The organism is Microbulbifer maximicatervae (SeqCode) (assembly GCF_056232625.1).
In genome coordinates this window covers 188,449-207,184 of record NZ_CP174324.1, presented here as the reverse complement: position 1 = coordinate 207,184, position 18,736 = coordinate 188,449, and the positions used below count along the sequence as shown (strand labels likewise).

Below are 18,736 nucleotides of genomic sequence, written 5' to 3'. Positions count from 1 at the left end.
ATAGACCAATCGATTTTGATCAGTTTAAGCACCAACCAATATAAAGTTTGAAAGCGCTTGCAACCAACTCAAAACCTCAGGGCTTGCTGCACCAGCGCCAAGCAAAGCCCCAATCCAAAGATATAAGTGCCTACGACACCCAAGAAGCGCATTGGGTTAGGCTTTGCCATAGTGGAGGGAAATAAGATGCCTGCAACAAAAAGAAGTCGACAAGCGGTCAGCAGAATAACAAACCACCAAACCCAGGTAGAAGACTGCCCTAAGCTCACTAAGTAAATAAGCACCATCAAAAGGGGAGCATATTCTGCTGTATTTGTATGGGCCCTTACCCATTTGTGCAGGGTATTATCGGGGTCGAAAGAATGCCCAACTAAAACCTCATACTTACCCCGCCCAACAGTAACCAAGGCGCCGAGCAAAAGGGATAATGCCGCTAAGAGCCCAATACACAAATAGTAAACATTCATAGAAATCTCCATTTCCTATGTTATTTGTACAGGGAGGGCATTTTAAGCCTCGCCTCCCCGCCCTAGTTGTTCACACTATATAAGCATCGTTTTCAGCTACATTTTAAAGAATCACAGCAGTATCTCTGGAGCCTGTCGCGAACAATGCAACCAGAGAAAACTGTGAAAAACCTTGATCAGTAGATAGATACTCTTTACACCAAAACCTAAGTTCATCCGACCATTTAACCAAAGCCTGCTGCCTCTTCGGCTCAGCATCATATTGGGAAGCCAGTCCAGCAAAGTGACAGTGCACAACTACTTTAGAGTCATTGCTTCGGCTATCATCAACTACAGATACCGTCATAGAAGCAGATACAGACTCCCAACTAATCAGGAAGTACAGAGAAGTATCACTTACATTTTCATCAAGCTTGGAAATTGCGAGCTGTAATACCTCGGAAAGGTCCTGATAAATATCATCATTCGCCAAGGCAGTACTTTCCGATCGGTGTAACTCATGCTCCGTAGCAGTTTTATTTTCACCACCAAAGAGGCATGTCGACTTTTCTATCTGCCAAGCCAATCTCATAAACCCTCCAAATACATCAAGACTGAACAAAGAAATATTCTACGAGATTTATGAGTAGAGCACACTTCATCCCCTCCCAGCCTGCATACTCTTCTCCATATTCAAGCTCAAAGTAAGGCAATTCCCCTTGAAAATACACCAAGAATTGACCTCAAATGACAACTCTACTACTTTGCGTCGGGGCGCTCTGATACACGCATGGTAATATCGGCATGAAATACTTCCTCTCCATTAGTATCAATAACGCTCACAGGCATAACAACATCGCCAGCCTCAATGGTTTTAAACCCTGGATACTCACAAACGGCTCGTAGATTAGTCTTCGCCATCTTTAAGTACTTGACTTCCATCCCTACTGGTATCCAGCGAAAGCGTCGATCCAAAGACACATCCAAACAAACACCGCCAGCTAATTCAGCGGCGTTACACATAGCGATAGCATGTACAGTACCGATATGATTTGTCACGCTCCAACGCTTATTCAGTAAAACCTCCACTTTACCCGGTGATAATTCCAGGAAACGCGGCTTGATTGAACGAAAATACGGTGCCTTAAGTGCCACTAATTTAGACACCAGCCAGCGGCCCAATGCCGAGCCGCCAAATCGCCCCCAAAGATTAAGTACCGGGCTTTTAGAAGATTGATAGTCCATCTTACCTCTCCATCCTATACATCGAACCGCCACTCTATATGGGCGGTCTTAAGCTATTTAGGCCACTATATATCAACTTCCGGTAGTCCAGGATAATCAGATCTATCAGTTTTATTGACATAGGCTATTCCAAGTGCAGAAATGCCCAAGAGGAGGTTTGGTTCATAAGCGAGTGCAACTAATAAGGCTAGAGCTAATAATTTGTATTCCTAAAAAGCATATCCATTAATAGGTAAAGTAAGTATATCTGCAAGCTGAGAGGCATACTAAATGGCAATCGCTACTGCATACCTTGAAAGATTGTTTTTGATGTCCAAAAAATTCTCTCAGGCAATCTTTTATAGAAAAGCTTAGACTGAGTAGCTAATTATATGTCAATTAATACTGAAGATTAGATATCGGAAATTGTCAGGCCAGAAATCTTAGATTAAATTCTAACTATACTTCTCGCTGCAGCACCTGCTTTTCCCATTTCTAAGACATCTAACTTTCAATATATCCACCATAATTAAGGGTACATTATAAATTTTTCAGAAATTTAATATTGCGAAGGGTATGATCGCGACTCCCACAACGCACCAACAATATTAGATTCCCAGAATATCTACACCACTAAAGGGCTTCCGTTCATGGGTCTAATTTTATTTAGCCGCAAATCTATCACTATTTTTTCGCCACACCTATATATATCGGGATATGATTTTATGCTATATCACTTACCAATTGCTACCAGCTTGGTCCTAATAGAGACCGAGAAGCTCGCAGTCTACCCGTGAAAATTAGAGTTTCTAGTTAACACAACAAATTAATTCCTATTCATGGGAGCGACTCAATCAACCCTAGCAAGGTTATATAATGGAGAGAATCAAGCTGTGTAAATCATCGAGTAAGAGTAAAAAGCCAGCTAAAAGATTTTTTCCCAGATGTAAATCTAGTGGAGGCATCTACAAAAGGAAAGACAAGCAAGAATTAGGTAAGAAGAACAAAAATCTCTAACAGAAAATGTTATTTATATTTGCATCCAAGGATAAAAATATCTTTTCTGAAAATGAGACAGCCCTACCGAATAGACTGTCCCATAAATTATTTCACGACAACTTTCGACGGTATTCCCTCGGCAACATACCCTTATTTCGGCGAAATGCCCTTCTAAGCTGCTCTTGAGACTTAAAACCACAGATAGTAGCTATACGCTCCTGAGTTAACGCTTGAGTTGCTAAAAGCTGGCAAACCTTTTCAATGCGAATTTTCTCAACGAATCGACCTGGAGTTACTCCCATATCCCGAGTAAAGCAGCGAGCAAAGTTTCTCGGGCTCATAGATGTCTTTTCCGCGAGACTATTAACGCATAAAGTTTTATCCAAATTACTATGAATCCATTGCACCAGCTCTAAAAAACGATCACTCTTTAACTGGCTCATAAGATAAGTGCTACTCTGTTTATGATCTCCATCTCTCTTGAGATATAAGACCATTAATTGAGCAACAGCTAAAGCAATACCCCGACCAAAATCATCCTCTACCATTGCCAAAGCCATATCAACCCCCGCACTAACACCTGCAGAAGTATATATATGATCATCTTTGACAAATACAGATTCTGAATCGACATCCACTTCTGAGAATCTCTTCAGCTGATCAATATATCTCCAATGGGTAGTGGCACGCCGACCATTTAGCAAACCTACTTTTGCGAGAATCAGAGCTCCATTGCCAATAGAGCCTATACGCTTAACTAAACCAGACTGAAGAGAAAGCCATCTACTCAAACATTCACTGATATTCAAATCATCAGCAGCATTAAGATTACCGCTCACAAGGAGAGTATGAATTCCTCTTGAATCAGTAAAACATCTATCTGAGCATATCCTTAAACCTGATGAGATTTCCTTGGTATCTCCATCTTCGGCTAAGAATTCAACCTCATACTGATCATCACAACTAAAGCCCCTATCCTTTAGCTGCTGATTTGCCAGCGAAAACACTTCTGCGGGCCCCATTACATCTAATGAGTGTGCCCCAGGGTAAAATACGATAGATACTTTCTTTTTACAGTTCATTTTAAATTACAGAATAAGCGTAAAACTATATACCAAACTCAAAAATCACTGTGCGGATTACTAACTTATTAAAAGAAACTTCAGGAATACTATCTTGGGTAGCCCAACCACCTCAGAGGAAGGTGAAAAAACGCCATAGCGGAAGCTGAATAAAACCTAAATAAAATCCAGATTAACTGGAAACACTACTAATAAGTTAATTCTTCACTTGATCTGAGTAATATACCAGGTGGCTACTACCCAATAGTGAGAATTGATCACACGATGATTCTTACCCCAATTAGAGACTACAGGCAAACACACTATCCATCAGCCATACTCTCATCATCCATATACATAAAAATGCTATTTAATAAGGCACCTTCAGAACCAATATCACAAACTGTTAATCCTGTATAATTAAGCAATCCTGACCCTAAGGTACCAGCTTTTTCTATTCTGTAAAGTAATAACGATATTTTTTTTCGGAATATATAGTCGTATATGAAACAGCCCTGCATCCTGCCAAATAAACTTTGATTGCGGCCAATAATTACAACAAAGAAACACTACCCAGCCACATCAACAGAAGAGCCGCTTCAAAGACCTAACGCCATTAAAGGAAAAAGATAATCATTCCTAATAAAAGGAGCTGTAAATATCTAAAGTCCTATTCATCTCAGCTAATATGAATTGATTCAAGGCAAGAAACAAAAGAAACTCACATTTATCGCCTAAAGCCTTCGCTCTATCGTATAACGACCTAAAAGCCCGCAAGAAGTGCACCGCCGTACCACTTACTTATTCGCTCATATGAGCATCAAAATATTGATGATCTCATAGAAATTTAAATAATTTATCGACTCAAATAACCTCAGGCTTAGCAAGCTCTCTAACATATTCTTACAGTCGGTTGGGTGCTGAGCCCCATAGCTGGGACTTTCGAGGGTTATTAAATATAGATAGGCTTCAGGCTACGCATGGTAATCTGCTACTTCCAGGGCGGATAAGCAATGACTACCGACAACCTTGGCAGGATAGCCAAGACTTCAGAAAGTGAGTTTTCATTATTTATGGAAAATAACACACTAAAGCTATTGCCCTTTATGTTGCCGAAAGCCCTATCTAGCAATTTAACCCGCATAGACTTATATAAGCTAAAAAGGACAGCAACTTGTCTTCATGTAAAGAAGCACTGAATATGATTTATCTCAAAATGCAATACTGCTGTAAAAACTTACGCAAATTAACGTATTCAAGCTTTCGAGTTAACCCCCTATATCACAGACAACTTATAAGCCTTTACGAAATAATACTTCATTTACTTTGATCGTCATTCTTAAGCTGTTGAATAAGCGTATCACCAGACCAAAAGAATCTGACACAACCATCATAATTTTCCTTTCTTACACATCGCCCCAAGGGGTCGTATTGATACCGAATCACATCCTGAAATTTCTCTACACCTTTTTCTACTTTTAGATTTTCTATTTTTATCAACTTTTGCTGACAATTATAATGGTATCGAATCCTCTGTGCCCCCTCCCCTCCAACTTCTTCAACACGACCTGTAGAAGAGGTATAACCACGGGATATATTGCCATTATCAACGATTCTATTCTCAATAACTTCTTTGCCAGGAATCTGACTATCAAGCTTACTCGTCGAGTTAAGCTTACCTAGGAGACTATCAGCGGGGTCATAAATTAAGAAGGCAAGAAACTGATCTGAATCACTCTTACAAAAGTTATGAACATTAAAGATATTTTTATTAACCTTGCCGGAATGATTAACTCTGGCAAGTGAACAGCTACTATTCGGCAATAAATTCAAAATATTTGTAACTGTATCAATTGGCCTTTCAAACTTACTAACAATAAAGCCTTGCACATAAACCTGAGGATCATAATTGTCCAGAGGTTTCAACCCTTCGGTTGTTTTTATCAACAAAGAATTGAAATTTCCATTTACTGAGGAGAAGGGTGAATTCTCAGATTCCACAGAATGATCAAAGATAAATTTAACATCTTCTTTTCTGGATAGTGAAGTTGCCGTAAGATTACCTAAAATATCATACTTATAACTGAGCTTACTATCATCTTGCCATTCCGCTACAATACGACCACTAGCATCATATTCCCACTTCAGACTACAGTAATTATTTTTAGCTTCGATCAGTTGCCCTAGGCAATTATATCTAAAGCTATTAGCGCCCTCTAGCGTAGTTTCTTTTATTAATTGGCCCAGCAAATCACGTTCAAAGTAGATATCGGTACCAATGCCTGATTGAGAAGAAATTACTTCCGTAGAATTTACTAAGTGGCCAGCGACATTATATGCATAGTGGGTAACACGACCATAGAAATCCTCCTCTTCTATTAATCGGTTATTGAGATCATATTTCAGCCGATAACACTCACCCTTTTCATTTATAAGGCAAATTAAATTGCCCTCTCCATCATAATGATATTCTAATTGACTGCCACTGGAACTAGTCTTGCTCTTTATTTGATGGAGTGCGTTATAAGAATAACGCGTATAATTCCCATCCTTATCTAATATTTCTGAAACTAATCCATGCTGGTTAAATCTGCACTGAATATCTGTATCTTTTTGAGCAACCTTAACATTGATCCGACCCTGATCCTCATTCTTGCAAGAAGCCTCTTTCGTCTCAGCAGGCGTTAACAATTCCGTGCGAATATCAACATCATATCTACAATCAATAGATCGTCCGAAGGGGCAACTTATTCTTAATAGCTTATTGCTGTTTCCCCACAAATAACTCGTAACATTACCTAATGAGTCACTAATAGAATTAATCTTGCCAGCAGAGGTGTAGTCATATTTCACTTGGTTGCCTAGCGGGTCTTCAGCTAGCACCAGCTGTCTTTTTTTGTTGTAACTATACTGCCAACTGCTATCTGATGGATCAGTATACTTTGTGGCGAGACCTTCATTGTTATATTCAATTTGATAATTATTACCGGCCACATCTATCTTCTCGGTCAAGCGACCCTGATTGTCATATCGGAATAACTCCTCACGTATAGTCCCATCAGTACTGGGTAGCCGTACTTTTGTAACGTGACCTAGATCACTGTATTCATACCACGTTTCTCCACCTTCAGCATCTTGATGGAACGTGAGTAATCCGCGATTATTGAAGTGAAAACGTTGCCGCCCGCCTCTCGTGTCACACATCGTTGCTCCGTGACCACTTTCCTCCCAGATAAATTGATAACTGTAAGCAGCTTTTTCGTCAATAGGGTCCCCCCACTGCCGTATACAATGAGCTGAACTACCCTCAGCATCCCACTGAAAATAGAAACTATAACCAGTTTTTAAAGTTCTTTGTTTAATAAGGCCTTTGTGATAAACATACTTTTCATTATTGCCAACACTGTCTACAGCTTCAGTCAGATTATTTTCACTATCAAAGACATATTGAGCTACTACTTCAGAACTTCCCGAATTATTTTCTTTTGTCAAAGTATTTATAAGGTGACTTTCAGGAGATTCATCAAGCGAGCTAATGTATAAAATTTCACCAGAACTACTCTCGACCGATCTTAAATACTCCCCTGAGTAGTTGAATAAATAAAAGTTATCGTTATCATCCCGAATCTCAGCGAGCTTTAACGCACCAGTTTCACCAGTAGCTTTAAAATGTCTTTGTACTCCATTGGAAATTCCATATGTCGTAATGATCCAATGCTCATCGTTTACTCTCGTGAGAGTTAATCTCTCATAAATATTATGACTGCGCGAGCTATTTCCGGGAGCTGGCAAGCTAATTATTCTACCTTCAGAATCAAAGAAGAGTATGGGTTTGCCTGGACGCCAAACCAAGCGCTCGCTAAATGTATGAGTCCAGCCACAACCCAATCCGAAATTTCTTGAATTACTACTGCGATAGGTACGAGTTACCGATAAGGGTAGTGCCCCCTCCAATACAAAATCTTCTAAAGTAAACTGAACCTCTCCAGTTTTTAGATTTACAGACCTAGTTACTTCACCAGTAACATTATCGCTCTGACATATATCGGAGTTATAATTTTCACCTACTTCGCTAATGTGGTTATCAGTATCATATGAATAATCCCTGACACAATTTATCTTATAAAATTCAGACTTTACATCATGGGGCACTGTGAAAGCTTGTTCACTACCCCTTTTATTTTCTCGCAGCTCGTTACCCACTTTGACTTGCACTAAATTTCGACTATTTTTTCGGGGTGCAGCTATTTTGGGGGTTTTCTTTCCGGATACAGCAGTGCTTTTGCCTACTGTCGGATATCCTGAATTTTTAGCAAGTATTTTCCTTTGCTTTTTTGTCCTGGCAAAATCAAACATTAAATCGCCAATATTACGAAAAGCATTCACTAAGCGCTTATTCTTAGTTAAGGATGTTATAGCTACATCTCCCTCAGTCAATGCCGCAAGTGCTATAGTCAAAATGATCTCAAAAGTACCACTTGCAGTTAAGTTTGTGTGCTGCAAGCTATGTTGTGTTTTGATGTAGTCTTGGGCAAAATGAAAAACTGCTCCCCGAAGAGTTGGGTCACTATAAATAACCTCGGCTATGTTGAAACTCAAGCGGAGCTGCTTTTTTGAAACAGAACTGGGATTAAAGCCTAGTACATCAATCACACCTCGATACAGGGAGGTTACACATTCATCAGCTTCTTCTTCTGGAGTTTCTTCATATAAGACATAATTGATTGCTGCAGAGCTAAACTCAAATGATTGACGTGCTGGACCTACTATCTTCTCAACATCAACAGCACTCTTTGACCAAATCGATAAGCGCCACACAGAGCTGTCAGTTTCTTTTACTTTCTTTTTTGCAGTTGTTACACGCTTCACCCAACTCCAATCAGTTTGCTGGCTAATAAAAGCCTTATCTGCAACTTCCTGCGTAATAATTTTCTGCAAGCCCATACGAATCTTAGCAACCAACTCTGTTTGTAGATCCCCCAATGCCGAATATGGCAATGGGGCCTCTTCAATAATCAGTTGATTCTGAGCCAATGCCCGATAAATGGCTTTATCCCGCTCATTAAGATAGCCAGGCACATTACTTAATCGCGATTGAGATGGGGGACGCTCTTGCTCAGGGTCTATATCTGGCGCAAAGGTTGTGTATAAGCCAAGGTACTGGTCATATACTAACTGAAGAGTGTTAGTATCGAACATCCTCAATAATTCAGCAGCATCAATCTTTCTAGAGGGACCCGTCTGGCATATCCATCCAGGCCGCACCGTATAACGAGAGCCCTGAGAGTTTTCGATATAGAGCTGTATCAAAAGTTAAATCCTATCAACCGCTGACCGACTATTCTGCGGTCATCAAAAAACGAATCCATTCAAAGCACCTAAACTAGGTGCTCAACTTCGACATAATCATTTCTACTGGGACGATTTTTCTTTCAAAGGACAAAGAAATATATTTCAGCCTTCTTACATCGGTTTTAAAAAATCGGCTGAACCAAGAACAGTTTCTACGTCCAAAATTTTGACAATGAGTGTGAAGTTTAGTAGTGCGGGTTTCAAAGCCGGGAACAATAAGCTCTCGATTCACATTCAAGTCTTCACTATCACAAGCAAAATATTAAAAGTCAAAATAGCAACATCAAAAGCTATACCAATAGGAAAACCATAATTCATCCACATCTAAAGACTTTTCAAATGATCTAAACGAAATAGTTATAATCCCTATCTAATAGCTACTAAGCCAATCCTCCAAGATACCTAACATACCACCATCTTTCGGAGTAACTAGAAATTAGGTGAAAGCTAACTTAATTTGTATTGTTGCGATAGGAAAAAACGATTACAGGAGAGTACACTGCATATAGTGCAATTAAATTTGACTAGGGTCAAAGAAAGAAAAACGCAGCTAAGCGATATATAGCAGCATATTCTGACAAAAAAGTACCATTTAGCGGCACTAAATATAGTTCGAAGTTATGGATGGTAAACTAATCTCAAATAGAACACTTGAATTCTATTAAATTGTTGCCGTAATTTATAGTATTCGCTCAAATGTATAATAAACACCCAATAACTATCCAGCAGTAGAACATATCACGTCTATTACAAGAATCGACATACAAATCGGCTAGATGATTATCCAACCGATCCGTAATGAGCACTAATTGCTAACAGTAAAACTACTCGACTTACCTGAATAGCTGGAAATCTTCCCAGTCCAACCACTCTTCCAGTTACCAAAGTGCTTTATTCGGTAAGTGCCTGATGGTGTATCCTCTCCGATGATCCACTGCCCTTCAGCAAATGAACAGGCCATACAATCAATAGCCGTATCTCGAGTCCAGATAAAACGAGTATCTAAATCGTCATCGGTAAGATAAGTTTCCCAACTACCATTAACTTTACGCTGTACCTCAATAAATGTACTCTCAGTCTTCAGGTCATTACGGGGATGACCAGAACGGAAAGTGACAGATACAGTATCGCCAGCACTGTAGCTGGTACCTACATCATTCCAGACTTGACCAAAAGTCTCCCACAGGCGTTTATCATCATAAACAACCCCGATTACATTAATGATTTGGTCATCAGATAGATCTTCCGGAGTGGGCCCTGCAGTAATATCTACGCCATTGACCATAGCATATGTCATTTCGGTATAAATCTGTCTATAGGCAGCAAGGGTATTAGGGCCGTATATGGTATGTGCTCCCTCATAGTGCTGCCTATCAAACTCTTCAGGAGTGGTTATGTAACCGGAATAGGCATTTGCCAAACCGGCAATCACCACAGTATTTACACCGCTTCCTTCAAAAGCTGACAAGACTTCTGCTTCAAGCCGTCGGCCTGCCATGGTCGTCATTTCACCCGGCGCGGCGACCAAAGCAAGTGAGCCTATGCGAAACATTTGGAAAGGTAGGTAAGGGGTATAAAGTGCTTGACCTATTACCTCACGCTCTACAAATGTAGGTTTGGGGTACTGGCAGGGGTCATCCTGAGTATCCTCATATACAGCGGCTGCAGAGAATGCACTCATCAGGCCAAAAAGGGGGTAACCATTAATCGCCGATTCGAATAGTCCCACATCTCTATCCCAATCCACCCCCTCATTTTCAACAGACATTCCCTCAAAAATACCATCAATATTGCTGGGACCGTCCCAACTTGATCCTGCAGTAAATGACCAGCCGACAGCACCTTCACAAATATCTATTTGCCCCTCACCGGTAAATTCACCTGCTACGGTATAGCCAGGGAAATAGATATGTTGATGTCGATAATCTAATCCATCTTCAAGTTTCACAGTAGCTGATTGGTAAAGAGACTGAGCTTTTGCAACTTGCTTTTCAGCAGATAAAAGTAAACTTTCATACTCAGAATTTCCGCATCCATCCCTAGGGCCACAAATATTCGGAGACGCATCACCTAAATTACTATTGGCAAATGCCGCAGTAAATTGACTTGCAGCACCCTGCTCGGCAGCCCAAGACTCCAGCAATTGACTCGCCGCCCCCTTATTATCCCCGCTAAGTTGCCGCTGCCCTGTCCCTAAAGAGACATTGTGTACTGCAAACCAATTAATAACTCCCAGTGCTTTGTTGTTGGCATCAACCAACTTGAGTTGGGTCATGGTTTTATTGGTATCGTATTGATAGTCGCTTGCATCAGTATTTTCTGAATAAGGGTCTGGGTTTCGATTGATACTGGTATCGAGCAAGATCCCCTGCTCAATAAAGATGTCACCTGGAGTTAGTCCACTGTCCGCTTCAACGATTGACTGAAAAATACCATCAACAATAGCGTCATAGTTATCTTCCGCATACCCAAGAGCACTCATATTCAACATGACATAATGATCATACCCCCCAGGACCTACATGGGTATGTGTAGCAGTCAGCATTACATTCTTTTCGGTATACTTACTATTACCATAGAGATTTTTTAATTTATCTACGACACCCTGCTTCACGCCCTGTGGAATACCTTGCAAATCTGCTGATACGAATACCAAACGCTCATTTTCAGAGCTATCAGAAATTATGAATGCGCGGGACCATAAACGGGTATGAATTCCCTTGGTTGTCTGCCCCGTTTCTCCATATCCTACCATTCCAACATCTGCTGCCGGGCCAGTTATATCATACTTACCAACACCAACACGCCAGTCAGATGCTTTAACAGTGGAAGAAGCTCCAATAAATACAATTAAAGCAATGACGTAACCATTAATTATTTTTTTCATTTTTTCTCCAGAATCTATACACGCAGGAGTACATTCGCCAGTTCACAGAAATGAACGCGTATCCTTTTCGTTGAAAGTTGATATCTGAATAAACCACTTCCGATCGACTCGGACGCAGCTCTCTAGATAGTTAGCCAATGTAATCTTGGCTTTTATTATCTCATCCTGAAAAGCGGCTTTATTACTTTAAAATACACATTGTAGCCATAACCTCCCTGCTGTCAGCACACTAAAACTGAGAGTACAGCTCTAGTACGCATGTTCAGAATACCCTAACTGGCTGTATTTGGTAGCACCCATAGAGTAATTGCCCGCCATAAATCCGTTAATTTACAGTTGAAAGTAAAATTATTTTAAATATGCAAAGATTTTCTGAACTACGGCAAACCTAAATATTTACAATTTAAGCAAGTACAATCTAAAAATGAGTGTAAAGAAAGGATAGATTAGGAGATTTGAATTACATTTAGAGAGGAAATGTAAAAAGCTTTCGCCATTCAAAATTAGCACTCAATCAGTTTCCAATTATATTCCATGGTTTGACCTCTTGTTCACAAAACAATTAAATTAGCAATTAATTAGGCAAACACCTGTACTTAACATTCAAAGTTGTCTTGACAGGAAATAAGGTGGAAGTTGAATAACATTGATAATCGGCCCTTTTAGCATTTGACGCCCCTTACTATAAATATGTGAACTTTATGTAGCTATCAATATCTGACTACTCTGCAGTAATCCATATAGATACATAAATAATGCACGCTAAACTTCTCACCCTCTCAGTTTTTTCCATATTGACCTTCTTATCCCTACCATCCCTGGCCGGTCAAAAGTGCGATGTACAAATGACGATACAGAGCGAATGGGAAGGCGGATATATGGCTTCAGTGGTTGTACGTAATACAGGTACCGAGCCAATAAGTGATTGGGAACTTTCATGGCAATGGCCCTCAGACCAAGAAGTCACACATATATGGAATGCTACTTCAGCCCAGGATGAAAACCTGATCTCTGTAGTTGGAAAACAAGGCTATGTAAGAGTACCCGTTGGCCAAGCCCAATCTTTTGGTTTTAATATTCGCTACTCGGGTGGTGAAAAGACGCCTGCTCATATTAACGCTAGTTGCAACAACACCATCAATAAACCAGATCCGACCCCACCTTCACGAGACCTGTTAGACCCCCTTTCACAATACAATTTAATTTTAGGCACTCAAACGATAAACCCTAGGTATACATTTACAGATAAGGGATCACTTGTTGAAAGTGCTGAAGCCATTTACTCAATGGGCTCTAACTTACTCAAGATTGCCCTTTCTCCGAGCCTATATAGCGAGCTAAGTAACTCTGGACTCGACTATCAATTCAAGCGAATGCTGGAAGAAATACCAGAATTTCAGCAAGTCTTGGAAATGGATTTCTCCATCTACATGTTTTGGGTTGAGGACTCCGGTTCCTGGATGGATAACAAAGGAATGAGTGAAGAAGAGCTAAACTGGCAATATGACAAAATTTATTCGTTGGCTGAATATTTACTAACTGAATATAACGGCTCCGGTAAGACATTCATGATCGGGCATTGGGAAGGCGATTGGAACCTGGTTCAAAAAACTGATGGTACTAGAGATGACAGTCAGGAAACTATCCCTCCTAAGCGTTTACAGGGTCTAATTGACTGGATCAATATTCGACAAAAAGCCATTGACGATGCCAAATCAAATATCACCCACTCTGACGTTAACTTATATCACTATATTGAGGTCAATAGGGTTGAATCTGCAATGCAGGGCAAAGAACGGATAACCAATGCCGTACTTCCCCATACTAATGTAGATTTGGTGTCTTATTCAGCTTACGATCTCACTACCAAAGAAAAGCATTCAGATTTTGCCACTCTACATAGTGAGTTGACTTCGGCTCTAGAATTTATCAACTCAAATCTTCCAAAAAAATCTGGGCTGCCATTTGAAAAGCGGGTTTTCATTGGCGAATATGGTTACGGAGAGTCCTGGTTTAAGGATTGGGGAGCCCGCTCTGGCGAAGCCCAGGATTTGCTATCACGCAATGTAATAAAAACGGCGCTCCAGTGGGGTGCTCCATTTATTTTGTACTGGCAAATGTATGACAATGAATATGATAGCTGGATCAGTGAATTCACTGGCTACTGGCTGATTGACAAGGATGGTAATAAAAAGGAGATTTATAAGACTCACCAAGAGTACTATAAGGATGCGAGAGCATTCTTAGATTACTATTATATGGAAAACTCCTCCCTTCCGTCAGAAAGTGAATTTCGAGCCTATGCCTTAAAATGGTTTGAATCATCGAAAACCCCACCACAACAGCCCAAACCTGACACTCCCCCTACTGTACCGGAAGAACCCGGTGAACCTTCAGGCCAGTGTAATGTGGAATATACAGTTCAAAACGATTGGGGGAATGGTTTTATGGCAAATGTGGTTATTTATAATAAAGGAAAGACTTCTCTTGATAAATGGCAGCTACAGTGGAACTGGCAAGGTAACCAATCAATCACACACTTCTGGAATGCACAAATCGCAGAAAGTAACGGGACAATAACTGTTACTAGTGAATCATCTATTCCGGCAGGAGAGGCCCGGGCTTTTGGGTTTAATGCAAATTACTCTGGAGAAAACATCCCACCAATTATAATTGGCAACTGCACGGGTACACTCACAACTGAACCTTCACAACCTAGTCAGCCCCCCAATCAGCCCAATGAACATTCAGATAATAGCAGTATTAAGCTATGGTTTATTGGTGATTCGATTACTTACGGCATGACAACACTCCCTTATAATTCAAACGGATTTCGTAGCCAGATCTGGGGCTATCTTGCCAAAGCAGCCGATGGCAACTCAATCTTTCCTATAGATCAAGAATCTACCAGTGAGCAGCTAATTCTAAAATACAATGGAAAACAACTAGAAACGATTGGCACTATCACTGGACCAACAGGCCCTGATGATATGTCTCAACAGACCAAGAATTACTGGCACTCTGGGATACCTGGAGCTACAACCAGCGATTTACTTTGCTATCTTGATCCGATAGGCCATCAAATCACCCCTGGCTACAATTTCACCAACTGCCTCAATTCCATCAAGAACTTCAATCAATTTCTCAGCGAAATGTGCAGGGAGGGCGAAACTAGTTCTGGCTGGCTCACTAATCAAGCCTGCAATTTAACGCGGGATATAACCTCTGAGGATAGCGTTGTCATACCTATACAGCTCGGGACTAACGACATCACCTTCCTTAGCATGAATAATGCGATTGATTGTAGCCTTCCTATAGAAGAAAATAGTGAATCCGCCCAGAAGCTAAATATGGTCGTTAGTAAGATAATATCATCACCCAATAATATTCAAGGCATATCAATAACAGATAGAATACAAAATTACTTTGAGAGCATAGATATTCCAACTGAGAAAATTGCATTCGTAATTTCAACTATCCCTCGTCGAAGTGATTTAGACGGACAAGATCCGAAAAATTACTGTACGGACTTTTATAATCAAAAAATCAAGAAGTCACTATCAGAGGCCTCCAATAACAAAAATATTTTCTTAGCAGACCAAGGAAATATTGTCCCAACTGGAGACCCGGTACACCCAACAACTGAGGGCCACAAGATTATGGCTTGCAACTTACTTTATGGTAAAAATCTTGGCCATTCAGATATTCCTTCTTGTATTCTTCCCAGTAACATCCCAGATAAAGGGCTATTGAAAGCAATAGATCATGTATCCAATTAGCTAGGATTTCGCTTAACGGGCCCTGATTAGAAACTTTCAGGGCGCTGCTTTTACTCACCAATAACTTTGGGAGCCTTTATAGACCCGACTTCTATAGTAGCCGGCCTAACTCTGAACCAGATTTAAGAACTGCTTCCTATATTCTGCCCAAATCACTTTCCCTGAGAAATTACTTAAATCAACTTTTTTTAATTTTGAACCCGATAGAATTGACAAAAACATTGATTCCAACTTTTTTACTGCATCATTACAGTCTGAATAACAGAAGTTTTCGGGATAGAACTCTGGGTAGCACTGTTCATCTGGCACCAGTGGAGTAGCACCAAGAATAGCTGCTTCCATCACCGCCAGCCCTTGGAATTCATGGTAAGCCGTAGAAAGGAATATATGGCTATGTCGCAGTACTTGACGATAGTCTTTAGCGCTTTCGAGATACCCGAGCACCAATAAATGGTCGGCAAACTCTTCTTGTATTTGAGCAAACTCAGCAGGGCTATTACGAAATGACTGCCCCATTAGATTAACAAGAAACTTAACATTTCTGGCTTTCAAGCCCCGAAGGATATCCAGCAATCGGTCCGCGCCTTTGTCATATTCCCAACGGGCCGCCCAACTGATAATCAAAGTATCTTGACCTATCTCGCCCCCATAAATGCTCTCTGCGCAGGAGCTCCAGGAAAAGGCCTCTTCAGTTTTCACACTATCAAAAACGATGTCTTCTATTGGCACAGGAAGAATTCGCGACTTTTCCTCAATCTCCTCACAAATTCCGGGAGGAACACAATCAGGAAAGCGCTTAAGTAATTTCTTTACTCCTCCTAACAAGGTACTGCGGTTGTATTCAGAGTTGAACAAGACCAGATCACCGGACAAGGCCGTGTAAATATTCAACAACTGGGGTTCTACCGATCGAAACGCATCAGAGCTCACTGGGTAAGCAAATTGATTCTCATGAAAATATACAACTGTAGGCACCCTAACGATTTCAGGAACTAAACCGCGCAAGGCACTTAGATCGGTCATTGAGGTTGTAACAATAAGGTCCCAACGCTGCTTCAATATTTGCGCAGTTTCCCCTCGGCCCCAAGAAAGGCTATTACCGCGAATTCGCCAGCTAAAGTATCGCGGTGGTAAGGTTAGTACGGTCCATTGCCAATCAGAAAATGCCGCTACCAGCCCTTTACGCCAACGCTTGTGACTGTCCGCATCATAAGCGGAGAGTAATAAAACTTTCATCAAATAGTAATAAGAAGAAGCGGCACCGGGATCAAACTTAACCCCGGTAGCTATTGATCGGAGGGATTAATCGAAAGAGCGCACATTCATTAATCGTGCAAACAAGCTGGAAGTATCCCAACGAGCACCACCAATAGCTTGTACCTCACTATAAAACTGATCTACCAGGGCAGTTACGGGCAGTAAAGCTCCGTTATGTTGTGCCTCTTGAAGGACTATAGCCAAATCCTTACGCATCCAGTCCACAGCAAAACCGTGGTCATACTCGCCAGCTAACATAGTTTTTGAGCGGTTTTCCATTTGCCAGCTCTGTGCCGCCCCCTTGGATATCACATTGACAACCTGCTCTCCATCGAGGCCAGCTGCCTTGGCAAAATGTAAACCTTCAGCAAGCCCCTGAACGACACCCGCGATACAAATTTGATTGACCATTTTACACAGCTGGCCGCTACCTACTGGCCCCATCAGGTTGCTCGCCCGCGCATAACAGTCGATAAGAGGTTGCACTTTATCAAAGTCTGCCTTATCTCCCCCAAACATAACCGTTAAAGCACCATTCTCAGCGCCGGCCTGGCCTCCAGAGACAGGGGCATCCAGAAAACCGATTCCCTTTTCGCCAGCTGCAACTGCCAATTCCCGAGCAACATCGGCAGAGGCTGTTGTATGATCTACAAACAAAGCCCCGTCATCCATACTCGTGAATGCCCCCTGCTCTCCTGTCACCACTTGGCGGAGATCGTTGTCATTGCCTACACAGGCAAAAACAACCTCCGCGCCCTTTGCGGCTTCAGCGGGCGTTGCAAAGCTCTCTCCATCATATTCTTGTAGCCATTGATCCGCACGGCTAACAGTGCGATTGTAAATTCGCACCATGTGGCCAGCATTAGAAAGATGCCCCGCCATGGGATATCCCATCACCCCCAAGCCAATAAATGCAACTGTTGCCATTTCCTCTACCCCCATACCATCCAAATAAGTATTACACCGAGAACCAAGCGATAAATCGCGAATGGAGCCATCCCAATGCGGCTAATAAATTGAAGGAAAAAATGAATACACAAATAAGCACTAATACAAGATAAAACGGTACCAAGCAGCAAGTCATTCCATGGAACACTTTCCAGCGCAAGTAATTCAATCGTTAACAAAATAGCGCTGAGGGCAATAACAGGAATAGACATCAGGAACGAAAAGCGCGCTGCAGCCTCTCTCTTCATGCCAAGCATCAAACCAGCAGTCATTGTGATACCAGAGCGGGAGGTGCCAGGGATCAGGGCCAACACCTGTGATAAGCCAATCAGAAGTGCTTTTTTCCAATTTAACTGGGCTAGAGATTCGACCCTGCGTCCCTTTGCATCAGCCCACCAGAGTAAAATACCAAAACCAATAGTCGTAGCAGCGATAACACCGGCTGAACGCAGGTGAGTTTCTATGAACCCTTTGAATACCAGGCCTATCAGTCCCACAGGTATAGTAGCGAGAACAATTAACCAGGCCAGCCGCCCCTCATCGGTAAATTGTTTATCCGTAAATCCTCCTAGACCATCCCTAATCAGCACCCAAATATCTTTGCGGAAATAGAATACTACTGCCAGTAAAGAGCCAAAATGAACAGCGACATCGAAGGCCAGCCCCTGGTCCTGCCAGCCCAATACCTCAGAAGGTAAAATCAAGTGCGCGGAACTGGAGATGGGCAGAAACTCTGTCAGCCCCTGTATCAGGGCCAAAATTACAATCTGAAATGTTTCCATG

Annotated in this window: 10 protein-coding genes; 1 reads left to right on the top strand and 9 read right to left on the bottom strand. The window is 41.4% G+C overall.

From position 1 onward, the window contains the following. Positions 1 to 68: 68 nt before the first annotated feature. The 6 genes from ACJJI6_RS00925 to ACJJI6_RS00900 form a co-directional block, all read right to left on the bottom strand. Positions 69 to 467 (bottom strand): MAPEG family protein, encoded by a 399-nt coding sequence (locus tag ACJJI6_RS00925; RefSeq protein ID WP_475712220.1) that lies wholly within the window; start codon positions 465 to 467, stop codon positions 69 to 71. A gap of 103 nt (positions 468 to 570) precedes the next feature. After that, positions 571 to 1,038, bottom strand: coding sequence for a hypothetical protein (locus ACJJI6_RS00920; RefSeq protein WP_413662725.1), 468 nt, complete (start codon positions 1,036 to 1,038; stop codon positions 571 to 573). Between the two features lie 167 nt (positions 1,039 to 1,205). Continuing rightward, positions 1,206 to 1,691: a hotdog fold domain-containing protein gene (locus ACJJI6_RS00915; protein WP_444911193.1), complete on the bottom strand. Its 486-nt coding sequence runs from the start codon at positions 1,689 to 1,691 to the stop codon at positions 1,206 to 1,208. A gap of 1,088 nt (positions 1,692 to 2,779) precedes the next feature. Then, on the bottom strand, positions 2,780 to 3,751 hold the full coding sequence (locus tag ACJJI6_RS00910; protein ID WP_475712219.1) for a GlxA family transcriptional regulator: 972 nt from the start codon (positions 3,749 to 3,751) through the stop codon (positions 2,780 to 2,782). Positions 3,752 to 5,047: 1,296 nt separating this feature from the next. Further along, positions 5,048 to 9,040, bottom strand: a complete 3,993-nt coding sequence (locus ACJJI6_RS00905) for a DUF6531 domain-containing protein (protein WP_475712218.1) — start codon at positions 9,038 to 9,040, stop codon at positions 5,048 to 5,050. A gap of 847 nt (positions 9,041 to 9,887) precedes the next feature. Continuing rightward, on the bottom strand, positions 9,888 to 11,969 hold the full coding sequence (locus ACJJI6_RS00900) for a neutral/alkaline ceramidase (RefSeq protein WP_475712217.1): 2,082 nt from the start codon (positions 11,967 to 11,969) through the stop codon (positions 9,888 to 9,890). 755 nt (positions 11,970 to 12,724) lie between these two features. Here ACJJI6_RS00900 and ACJJI6_RS00895 point away from each other — a divergent pair. Beyond that, the gene (locus tag ACJJI6_RS00895) at positions 12,725 to 15,748 is read left to right on the top strand and encodes a cellulose binding domain-containing protein (RefSeq protein ID WP_475712216.1); all 3,024 of its coding nucleotides are present in this window, start codon (positions 12,725 to 12,727) and stop codon (positions 15,746 to 15,748) included. A 105-nt stretch (positions 15,749 to 15,853) separates the two neighbouring features. On the opposite strand, the gene ACJJI6_RS00890 is transcribed toward ACJJI6_RS00895, so the two are convergent. From ACJJI6_RS00890 to ACJJI6_RS00880, 3 genes are all read right to left on the bottom strand, one after another. Beyond that, positions 15,854 to 16,984: a tRNA-queuosine alpha-mannosyltransferase domain-containing protein gene (locus ACJJI6_RS00890; protein WP_475712215.1), complete on the bottom strand. Its 1,131-nt coding sequence runs from the start codon at positions 16,982 to 16,984 to the stop codon at positions 15,854 to 15,856. Positions 16,985 to 17,050: 66 nt separating this feature from the next. Then, positions 17,051 to 17,932 (bottom strand): NAD(P)-dependent oxidoreductase, encoded by an 882-nt coding sequence (locus ACJJI6_RS00885; protein WP_413662732.1) that lies wholly within the window; start codon positions 17,930 to 17,932, stop codon positions 17,051 to 17,053. Between the two features lie 5 nt (positions 17,933 to 17,937). Continuing rightward, on the bottom strand, positions 17,938 to 18,735 hold the full coding sequence (locus tag ACJJI6_RS00880) for an undecaprenyl-diphosphate phosphatase (RefSeq protein WP_282931976.1): 798 nt from the start codon (positions 18,733 to 18,735) through the stop codon (positions 17,938 to 17,940). Position 18,736 lies beyond the last annotated feature (1 nt).

Coding starts and splice junctions, on each gene's coding strand:
- ACJJI6_RS00925 (WP_475712220.1), bottom strand. CDS start 467: ATGAATGTTTACTATTTGTGTATTGGGCTCTTAGCGGCATTATCCCTT.
- ACJJI6_RS00920 (WP_413662725.1), bottom strand. CDS start 1,038: ATGAGATTGGCTTGGCAGATAGAAAAGTCGACATGCCTCTTTGGTGGT.
- ACJJI6_RS00915 (WP_444911193.1), bottom strand. CDS start 1,691: ATGGACTATCAATCTTCTAAAAGCCCGGTACTTAATCTTTGGGGGCGA.
- ACJJI6_RS00910 (WP_475712219.1), bottom strand. CDS start 3,751: ATGAACTGTAAAAAGAAAGTATCTATCGTATTTTACCCTGGGGCACAC.
- ACJJI6_RS00900 (WP_475712217.1), bottom strand. CDS start 11,969: ATGAAAAAAATAATTAATGGTTACGTCATTGCTTTAATTGTATTTATT.
- ACJJI6_RS00895 (WP_475712216.1), top strand. CDS start 12,725: ATGCACGCTAAACTTCTCACCCTCTCAGTTTTTTCCATATTGACCTTC.
- ACJJI6_RS00890 (WP_475712215.1), bottom strand. CDS start 16,984: ATGAAAGTTTTATTACTCTCCGCTTATGATGCGGACAGTCACAAGCGT.
- ACJJI6_RS00885 (WP_413662732.1), bottom strand. CDS start 17,932: ATGGCAACAGTTGCATTTATTGGCTTGGGGGTGATGGGATATCCCATG.
- ACJJI6_RS00880 (WP_282931976.1), bottom strand. CDS start 18,735: ATGGAAACATTTCAGATTGTAATTTTGGCCCTGATACAGGGGCTGACA.